An 8786-nucleotide genomic window follows, 5' to 3' on the forward strand; every position below is an offset into this window, starting at 1 on the left:
GCGGACTTCGACGTGTTCGGCACCGACCGGCGCGACCAGCGCATCAAGATCGTGCTCCCCGGTTCGGGCGGGCGGCTGTGCGACATCGGTCAGGACGACCCGGCGGCGATCGACAACGGCGAGTGGTACGTCCGCTGGCGCGATCTTCCCGACGACGAGCGGATGCCGTTGCGCACCTACACCGTGCGGCGGATCGACCCCGAGGCGCGTGAGCTCGACGTCGACTTCGTGCTCCACCACGACGCCGGCCCCGCGGGGGCGTGGGCGGAGGTCGCGGCACCCGGCGACAGCATCCTCGTGGTCGGTCCCGACGCGCGCAGTCCCGAATCGGCCCAGGGGATCGATTTCCACCCGGGCACGGCCCGGCGCCTTCTGCTGGCAGGCGACGAGACCGCCGCCCCGGCGATCTGCGCGGTTCTCGAGGGGCTCGAACCCGGCATGGACGCCGATGCGTTCATCGAGGTGCCCACCATCGACGATGCGCTCCCGCTGGCCGTGGGCGATGCCCGTGTGACCTGGCTCGCCCGCGACGACCGCTCGCACGGCGAAGCGCTGATCGAGGCCGTCGAGGCGTGGACGCAGGCGTCCGGCGACGTTCTCGCCCGAGCTGCCGCTCCGCGCCCCCAGGAGCTGGAGGACATCGACCTCGAGAAGGAGCTCCTCTGGGACAGCCCGGAGGACGGCGAGGGCGAGTTCTACGCGTGGATCGCGGGGGAGTCGTCGACCGTCAAGACGCTGCGCCGCATGCTGGTGCAGGGGTGCGGAGTCGACCGTAAGCGCGTGGCCTTCATGGGCTACTGGCGAGAGGGCCAGGTCGAGCGTTCGGCCTAGGAGCGCTGACGAGAGCGCGGGGGGCCGGCGGGCGGCATCCGGTCCCTCAGCTCATCGCCTGCTCCGGCTCGGTCACCGTGTGGTGCCGGCCGATCGGGATGACCATGGGGCGCCCGGTGAGCGGATCGGGGACGACGCGACTGTCGAGTCCGAAGACCTCGCGCACGATCGCCTCGGTGAGCACCTCCGCCGGATCTCCCGCTGCGACGATGCGACCCTGGGACATCGCCACGAGGTGGTCGGCGTATCGGGCGGCGAGGTTCAGATCGTGCAGCACCATGGCCACCGTGGTGCCCCGGTCGCGGTTGAGGTCGGTGAGCAGGTCGAGGACATCGATCTGGTGGCTGATGTCGAGGAAGGTCGTCGGTTCGTCGAGCAGCAGCACGTCGGTCTCCTGCGCCAGCGCCATCGCGATCCATACCCGCTGACGCTGACCGCCGCTGAGCTCGTCCACGGAACGATCGGCGAGGTGCGTGACGTCGGTCGCCTCGAGGGCGCGCGCCACGGCGTCGTCATCGGCGCTGGTCCACCGTGAGAGCGCGCCCTGGTGAGGATGCCGGCCTCGGCTGACCAGGTCGGACACGGCGATGCCGTCGGGGGCGATGGGGGACTGCGGGAGGAGTCCCAGCACGCGCGCCACCTGTTTGGTGGGCTGGCGGTGGATCGCCTTGCCGTCGAGAAGGACCTGCCCCGCGGCGGGCGTGAGAAGACGCGCCATCGCCTTGAGCAGGGTGGACTTCCCGCACGCGTTCGCCCCGACGATCGTCGTCACCCGGCCCGGGGGGATGCGTAGGTCGAGCGAGTCGACGATGGTCCGATCTCCATAGCCGAGGGTGACGCCCTCGGCCACCAGGGAGCGCTCGACGGTCATAGCGAAGTTCCTCCGGATCGACTGCTGCGCACGAGCAGGTAGATGAGATAGGGCGCGCCCAGCACGCCGGTGATGACGCCCACGGGAAGGCGGGTTCCGAAGGCGTACTGGCCGCAGAAATCGGCCACGAGGACGAGGAGCGCGCCGATGAGGCCCGCGGGAAGAATGGGAGAGCCGATGGGGCCGAGCAGGCGAACGGCGATCGGACCCGCCAGGAACGACACGAACGCGATGGGACCGGCTGCGGCGGTGCCGAAGGCGAGTAGCCCCACGGCGGCGACGATGAGCAGGACCCGACTGCGTTCGACGGGCAGCCCCACCGCGGCGGCCGTCTCGTCGCCCATGCGCAGGATCTCGAGCCGGCCGGAGAGGGCGAGCACCACCGGCCCGAGGAGGAGAACCGCCACCGTCACAGGCAGCGCCCGATCCCAGGTCGCATCGTTGAGGTTGCCGGTGATCCAGCGCATCGCGGCGGGCAGGTCGTACTCGGCGGCGCGCGCGATGACGTACGAGACCACGGCCTGGCACATCGCCGCGACCCCGATGCCCACGAGGATCAACCGTGCGCCCGAACCGCCGTTGCGGTAGGCGAGCAGATAGATCGCGAGGGCGGCGGCGAGAGCGGCGGCCATGGCGAGGAACGACACGGCCGTCTCACCGAGCCCGAGGACGACGATGCCGATGACGGCGGCCGCACTCGCGCCGGTGTTGATGCCGATGACGTCGGGACTCGCGAGGGCGTTGCGCAGCATCGACTGGAAGACCACGCCTCCCATGCCGAAGCACAGGCCCGTGAAGAGTCCGGTCACCGCGCGGGGAAGACGCAGCTCGCCCACCGTGAACGATGCTCCGGGCACGCGCTGCCCGGTGAGGACGCCCCACACCTGAACGGGGGAGTAGGCGGTCTGACCGAGCATGAGGGAGAGCGAGAAGGCGGCGACCACGAGCAGGGTCAGGATGCCGGTGATCAGCACCCATTTGCGGCGTCGACGCTGTCGTCCGGCCACGACGGAGGTGCGTGCAGCGGGAGACGGCGAGAGGAGGACACTGCTCATAGCGCCCTCATCCTCTGGCGCCGCACGAGGGCGATGAAGAACGGAGCTCCGACCAGCGCGGTGACGATGCCGACCTCTATCTCTTCGGGACGTGCGACGACGCGGCCGACGATGTCGCCGAGCGTGAGCAGCGCGGCTCCGCCGAGAGCGGAGACGGGGAGCAGCCAGCGGTGGTCGACGCCGACCACGAGGCGGATCATGTGCGGGACGACGAGACCGACGAAGCCGATGGGGCCGGCGACCGCCGTGGCGGCACCGCACAGGATGACGGCACCGCCGGTGGAGACGAGCCGTGCGGTGCGCACGCGCGCGCCCAGCCCCGCGGCCAGCTCGTCGCCGAGCGCGAGGGTGTTCAGCGTCGATGCGCAGGCGAGGCAGATCACCAGACCGGCCAGCAGGAAGGGCAGCACCTGAAGGATGGTGTCGAAGGTCGCCCCTCCCACACCGCCGATCTGCCAGAAGCGGAAGTCGTTCATGACGTTGATACGCGGCAGGAGGATGGCGCTGGTGAGCGAGCTGAAGGCGACCGCGCTCACGGCGCCGGCGAGAGCGAGACGCAGCGGCGTCGCCCCGCCGCGGCCGAGCGAGCCGATCGCGTAGACGAGCACCGCGGCCGCCGCGGCGCCGACCATGCCGACCCAGATGTAGGAGGTCGGCGAGCCGAGCCCGAAGAAGGCGATCCCGACAACGATGGCGAGCCCGGCGCCGCCGTTGATACCGAGGATCTGCGGGTCGGCGAGGGGATTGCGCGTCGCCCCTTGCAAGACGGTGCCCGACACCGCGAGCGCGCCGCCGACGAGGATGGCGAGCAGCGTACGCGGTACGCGTTTGGCGACCGCGGCTGCCGAGGCGGTATCGGTGGAACCGGTGAGTCCGGCCCAGACGTCTGCGGCCGTGACGTCGCGTGCGCCGAAGGTCACCGACAGGATCGCCGCGACGACCAGCACGACGACGAGCGCCGCGACACCCACGGCGCGGCGCCGCCCCCAGCGACGCGGGCGGGCGTCACCGGGGGCGGCGAGTGTCGGCGCGAGAGCGCTCATCGGCCCGACGGGCGGGGGGTCCGCATCAGGACGCGGCCTTCTCGGCCGCGGCGCCGACGAGACCGATGTAGTCGTCACCGTAGCTCGTTCCGATGTTGAGCGGCGTCGGCGTGATCGCCGACGACAGGGTCGAGCCGCTCTCGATCACGGCGATCGCTCCGTTCGCGACGGCGGGGACCTTCGAGAGCAGAGGGTCGGCCTGCATCGCGGCGATCATTCCCTCGGCACCATACGCCACCATCACCTGGACGTCGGAGAAGTTCTCGATCTGCTCGGTACTCGGCGTGAACCAGAACGTCTCCGAGGCCGCCGATTGCGAGGCCACGTACGACGACGGCGCGAGACCGAGCTCTTCGAGGTAGCCCATGCGCGGATCGAGCGTGTTGTAGAAGCCGAGCGTCGAGAGGTTGGTCGGGTCGTAGTAGGTCAGGAGCGACTTCTTGCCGGCGATGGCGGGGTACTTGGCCGCCTCGTCCGTGATGTGCTTCTCCTTCTCGGCGACGAGCGCCTCGGCCTCGTCCTTCAGACCGAGCGCGGTGCCGTCGAGAACGGTCATGTCCTGCCAGGTCGTCCCCCAGGCGACCTTCTGGAAGGTCACGACCGGTGCGATCTTGCTGAGGGTGTCGTACTGCTCCTGTGTCATGCCGGAGTACGCGGCGAGGATGACGTCGGGCTGCGCGTCGGCGATGGCCTCGTAGTCGTAGCCGTTGGTCTCGTCCATGAGCACGGGGGTCTCCGCCCCGAGCTCGGCGAGCTTGTCCTTCGTCCAGGGGAGCAGGCCGTCGCCGTCCTCGTCCGCGTAGGTCACCTTCGGCATGGCGACGGGAACGACACCGAGCGCCAGGGCGACGTCCTGGTTGCCCCAGTCGACCGTGACGACCCGCTCGGGCCGGGCGGAGATGGTCGTCTCTCCGAACACGTTGCTGAGGGTCACGGGGAAGGCGTCGTCCGCCTCGGTGGATCCCGCCGAGGCGCCGGGGGCGGCCGCGGTGCCGGCGCAGCCGGAGAGGACGAGGGCGGAACCGACGGCGAGTGCCGCCAGAGCGCGGAATCGGGACACGAAGAGCCTCCTGCGTGTTAGGTAAGGATAGGCTTAGTTTAGGTCAGGGTTCGGGTGAGAACGCAAACCAGGATGCCGACGGGCAGGGTGATCGTCTCGATGCCGAGGTATCGGGTCGAGGGCCCCGCGCCCGTGGTGACCTCGGACCCGACCGTCGCGAAAGAGGCTGTCGGCGGGCATGCAGGGGCGCGTCTTATACTGGGTGGCTGGCCACTCTCTGGCCGATCCCCGACCCCGAAGAACGGACGTTCGCTGTGCTCGCCGTGCACGACCTCGAGATCCGCGTGGGCGCCCGCGTGCTCATGTCCGACGTGGCCTTCCGCGTCTCCGACGGCGACAAGATCGGCCTCGTCGGGCGCAACGGCGCGGGCAAGACCACCCTCACGAAGGTGCTCGCCGGCGACCTGCTGCCCTCGAACGGTGGCGTCGACCGCTCGGGCGAACTCGGTTACCTGCCGCAGGACCCCCGCTCGGGAGATCCCGAGATGCTCGCTCGCACGCGCATCCTCGATGCCCGTGGCCTGGGCTCGCTCGCGCTCGGCATGCACGAGGCGTCGATGGCCATGGGCGACGACGACCCGGCCGTGGCCGCGAAGGCGATGAAGAAGTACGGCAACCTCACCGAGCGCTTCGAAGCGGCGGGCGGGTACGCGGCGGAGGCCGAGGCGGCATCCATCGCCCACAACCTCTCCCTGCCGGACCGCATCCTCGACCAGCCTCTGAAGACCCTCTCGGGTGGACAGCGGCGTCGCATCGAGCTCGCGCGCATCCTCTTCTCCGACGCGCAGACGATGATCCTCGACGAGCCGACCAACCACCTCGACGCCGACAGCGTCGTGTGGCTCCGGGAGTTCCTGAAGAACTACAAGGGCGGGCTGATCGTGATCTCGCACGACGTCGAGCTCGTCGGCGAGACGGTCAACCGCGTCTTCTATCTCGACGCCAACCGCCAGGTCATCGACATCTACAACATGAACTGGAAGAACTACCTGCGCCAGCGGGTGGCCGATGAGGAGCGCCGCAAGAAGGAGCGCGTCAACGTCGAGAAGAAGGCGACCGCGCTCCAGCTGCAGGCCGCCCGTTTCGGCGCGAAGGCCTCGAAGGCCGCCGCGGCGCACCAGATGGTCGCGCGCGCCGAGAAGATGCTCTCCGGCCTCGACGAGGTGCGTCAGGACGAGCGGGTCGCGAAGCTGCGGTTCCCCAAGCCCGCACCCTGCGGCAAGACGCCGCTCATGGCCTCCGGTCTGTCGAAGTCGTACGGCTCGCTCGAGATCTTCACCGACGTCGACCTCGCGATCGACCGCGGCTCGCGCGTGGTGATCCTGGGCCTCAACGGTGCCGGCAAGACGACGCTCCTGCGCATCCTCGCGGGCGTCGACCAGCCCGACACCGGCCAGCTCGAGCCCGGGCACGGCCTCAAGATCGGCTACTACGCGCAGGAGCACGAGAACCTCGACGTGAACCGGTCGGTGCTCGAGAACATGATGTCGTCGGCGCCGCACATCACGGCCACCGAGGCGCGCAAGGTGCTCGGTTCGTTCCTGTTCGTCGGAGACGATGTGCTCAAGCCCGCCGGGGTGCTCTCGGGTGGAGAGAAGACCCGTCTGTCGCTCGCGACGCTCGTGGTGTCGTCGGCGAACATGCTGCTGCTCGACGAGCCGACGAACAACCTCGACCCCGCCTCGCGCGAGGAGATCCTCGGCGCGCTCGCGCACTACGAGGGCGCCGTCGTGCTCGTCTCGCACGACGAGGGCGCCGTCGAGGCGCTCAACCCCGAGCGCGTGCTGATCCTCCCCGACGGCGTCGAGGACATCTGGGGTCGCGACTACGCGGACCTGATCACGCTGGCCTGACGGATTCGCGCGGGCTCGCCGCGTTCGTCTCGGATTCCGGATGCCTGGGCCCCGGCATCCGGAATCATTCAGCGCGCGTCGAGGAGGGCGTCTTCGTCGTCGGCGTCGCGGTCCTTCGGACGCTTGCGCGCGCGGTGCAGCGCAACGGGATCGACACGGCGGCGCGGCTCGGAGTGCTCGGACACCGGCGCGGGCACGGGGGAGAGTTCGTCGTCCTCCTCCTCCTCGGCCTCCTCGCGGCGGAGCTTGCGTTCGCTGACGATCACGTAGGTGATGAAACCGAACCCCATGAGAGCGAAGAGGATCCACTGGATCGCGTAGGAGAGGTACGGGCCGGGGTCGTCGCTCGGTGGATCCACGGTCAGGGGCGCGGTCGCCGGCGCCGGGCTCTCCGACATGAGCAGACCGTATGCGCCCGGTTCGATGGGGCCGGTCTGCTCGGCGACGAGGCCGAGATTGATCGTGGGCACCTGACCCGCTTCGGCGGTGCGGCCCGACGTCGGCGCCGCCTCGCTCGGTCGGAGGCGAACCTCGACGGTGACCTGGCCCGACGGAGGGGCCGGGATGTCGTCCGGCAGAGACTGGCTGTTGCCGGGCGGGAGCCAACCGCGGTCGACGAGGAAGGTGCGCCCGTCGGTGAGCCGGAACGGGACGAGCTGTTCATAGGCGGCGGAGCCGTTGTGCGCGCGGTTGCGCACCAGGAGCTGCTCGTCGGAGAGGTACTGCCCCTCGAGGCGGACGGGTCGCCACTCGTCGGATGGTGTGAGGTCGTTGCCTGGGGCAAGGAGGTCGCCGAGAGGGACGGGGGTCGCGTCGTAATTGTCGGCGACCAGCTGCAACTGCGCGCTGCGCTCCGCGTTCCGGGAGAACTGCCAGTTCGACAGGTACGCGCACGCGATGGCGAAGAGGATCGCGATGCCCACGTACATCGCCCAGCGGGCGCCCGCCGGCATCTCGCGTGCGCTCATTCCTCGGGGCTTCTCGGGAGAACTCACGAGGCTTCCCCCGCCAGCGCCTGCACCTCGACGGGGAAGTCTCGTGCGCGGAGGAACTCCCTCAAGTAGACGACGTGCTCCGCGCAGGCCACCCACGTCTTGCGCCGGTCGGCGGCATGGATGCGGGGATTGCGCCAACGGATCGCCCAGACGGCGGTGTCACGGCATCCGGCTCGCGAACATTCCGCGGCCTCGTCGTTCACGATGCGTCGTCGCGAGGGGCGTCGAGTCGCGGCGTCTCGGCGATACGGATGACGGTCGGCGCGGCGGGCGGCGGCGTCGGGGCGGCCGTGCCGGGGGCCTCGATCGTTCGCTCGGGCGACTCGGCCGTGCGCGCACCCACGTCGGCACCCACGTTCGCGACGATCACGGCGAGGTACGGCAGGAAGATCGCCCCCGCGGCGAAGACGAAGGTGTACCAGCCGTAGGGGTGCACCACGGCCATCAACACGAAGCAGGCGATGCGGATCCCCATCATCACCATGTACTTGGTGAAACGGGAACCGGCGTCTTCCCGCGGGGCCTGCGGGAGAGACGTCGCTGAGAGGGCACGCTGCGAAGTCTTCACGGTCCCCCCAGGGTACGCCCGTTCGCGCGCCATGCGGACCGTTCAGTAGCGGTAACTGGAGCTGCTCGCGCCCGCGATCGCAACGATGACGATGAAGGCGATGAAGATCACGGCGATCGCGATGTTCACCCAGCCGAGGATGACTCCGGTCAGTGCCAGACCGCGGCCCTTCTCACCGCTGCGCTTGATCTGACCGAGCGCGATGTGCCCGGTGATGACGCCGACCAGGGGACCGGCGAACGGGAGGATGAAGAAGCCCGCGATCGACCCCACGAGGGAGATGATCGCCAGCACGTTCGTCCGCGCGGCCGCGGCGTACGAGCCGTAGCCCTGGGTGCCGTAGCCGGAGTATCCCTGTGCACCGTACGTGGCGGTCCCGTATGCCGGAGCGGGGTAGCCCTGGGTTCCGTAGGGCGTGGCGCCGTAGGCGGGAGCAGCATCGGCCGCGGGGGCGGCGTAGCCGGGGTACGAGGAGGCGGTCTCGGCGGCCGGGGTGCCGTAGCTCGGGGC

10 protein-coding genes are annotated in these 8786 nt (G+C 69.9%); 2 read left to right on the forward strand and 8 right to left on the reverse strand.

The window, feature by feature from the left end:
• The coding region (locus NS220_RS01900; RefSeq protein WP_058622414.1) for a siderophore-interacting protein at positions 1-831 on the forward strand (831 nt) is incomplete at its 5' end.
• Between the two features lie 46 nt (positions 832-877).
• On the opposite strand, the gene NS220_RS01905 is transcribed toward NS220_RS01900, so the two are convergent.
• Genes NS220_RS01905 through NS220_RS01920 form a run of 4 tightly spaced genes read right to left on the reverse strand, consistent with a single transcriptional unit; the run spans position 878 to position 4860 of the window.
• Positions 878-1702: an ABC transporter ATP-binding protein gene (locus tag NS220_RS01905; RefSeq protein ID WP_058622415.1), complete on the reverse strand. Its 825-nt coding sequence runs from the start codon at positions 1700-1702 to the stop codon at positions 878-880.
• Positions 1699-2757 (reverse strand): FecCD family ABC transporter permease, encoded by a 1059-nt coding sequence (locus tag NS220_RS01910; protein WP_058622416.1) that lies wholly within the window; start codon positions 2755-2757, stop codon positions 1699-1701. Before NS220_RS01910 ends, NS220_RS01905 begins: the two co-directional genes overlap by 4 nt.
• The gene (locus tag NS220_RS01915; protein ID WP_058622417.1) at positions 2754-3800 is read right to left on the reverse strand and encodes a FecCD family ABC transporter permease; all 1047 of its coding nucleotides are present in this window, start codon (positions 3798-3800) and stop codon (positions 2754-2756) included. The genes NS220_RS01910 and NS220_RS01915 overlap by 4 nt, the downstream gene beginning before the upstream one ends.
• A gap of 25 nt (positions 3801-3825) precedes the next feature.
• The gene (locus NS220_RS01920; protein ID WP_058622418.1) at positions 3826-4860 is read right to left on the reverse strand and encodes an iron-siderophore ABC transporter substrate-binding protein; all 1035 of its coding nucleotides are present in this window, start codon (positions 4858-4860) and stop codon (positions 3826-3828) included.
• A 254-nt stretch (positions 4861-5114) separates the two neighbouring features.
• On the opposite strand from NS220_RS01920, the gene NS220_RS01925 reads away from it, so the two are divergent.
• A complete protein-coding gene (locus NS220_RS01925) occupies positions 5115-6713 on the forward strand; it encodes an ABC-F family ATP-binding cassette domain-containing protein (protein ID WP_058622419.1) in 1599 nt (532 codons plus the stop codon).
• A 68-nt stretch (positions 6714-6781) separates the two neighbouring features.
• On the opposite strand, the gene NS220_RS01930 is transcribed toward NS220_RS01925, so the two are convergent.
• The 4 genes from NS220_RS01930 to NS220_RS01945 all read right to left on the reverse strand — a co-directional run.
• Complete coding sequence (locus tag NS220_RS01930; protein ID WP_058622420.1) at positions 6782-7681, reverse strand: SURF1 family cytochrome oxidase biogenesis protein; 900 nt, start codon at positions 7679-7681, stop codon at positions 6782-6784.
• Positions 7682-7704: 23 nt separating this feature from the next.
• Complete coding sequence (locus tag NS220_RS01935; RefSeq protein ID WP_058622421.1) at positions 7705-7911, reverse strand: hypothetical protein; 207 nt, start codon at positions 7909-7911, stop codon at positions 7705-7707.
• On the reverse strand, positions 7908-8276 hold the full coding sequence (locus NS220_RS01940; protein WP_193755244.1) for a DUF3099 domain-containing protein: 369 nt from the start codon (positions 8274-8276) through the stop codon (positions 7908-7910). Before NS220_RS01940 ends, NS220_RS01935 begins: the two co-directional genes overlap by 4 nt.
• A gap of 42 nt (positions 8277-8318) precedes the next feature.
• Positions 8319-8786, reverse strand: a 468-nt coding sequence (locus NS220_RS01945; RefSeq protein ID WP_058622422.1) for a DUF4190 domain-containing protein, incomplete at its 5' end; no start/stop codon positions are given.

It is taken from the genome of Microbacterium testaceum (assembly GCF_001476655.1).
Lineage (GTDB): Bacteria > Actinomycetota > Actinomycetes > Actinomycetales > Microbacteriaceae > Microbacterium > Microbacterium testaceum_C.

What these genes read in the sequence shown, in the direction of transcription:
- NS220_RS01930 (WP_058622420.1), bottom strand. Translation starts at nt 7,681, where the DNA reads ATGAGCGCACGCGAGATGCCGGCGGGCGCCCGCTGGGCGATGTACGTG.
- NS220_RS01915 (WP_058622417.1), bottom strand. Translation starts at nt 3,800, where the DNA reads ATGAGCGCTCTCGCGCCGACACTCGCCGCCCCCGGTGACGCCCGCCCG.
- NS220_RS01910 (WP_058622416.1), bottom strand. Translation starts at nt 2,757, where the DNA reads ATGAGCAGTGTCCTCCTCTCGCCGTCTCCCGCTGCACGCACCTCCGTC.
- NS220_RS01905 (WP_058622415.1), bottom strand. Translation starts at nt 1,702, where the DNA reads ATGACCGTCGAGCGCTCCCTGGTGGCCGAGGGCGTCACCCTCGGCTAT.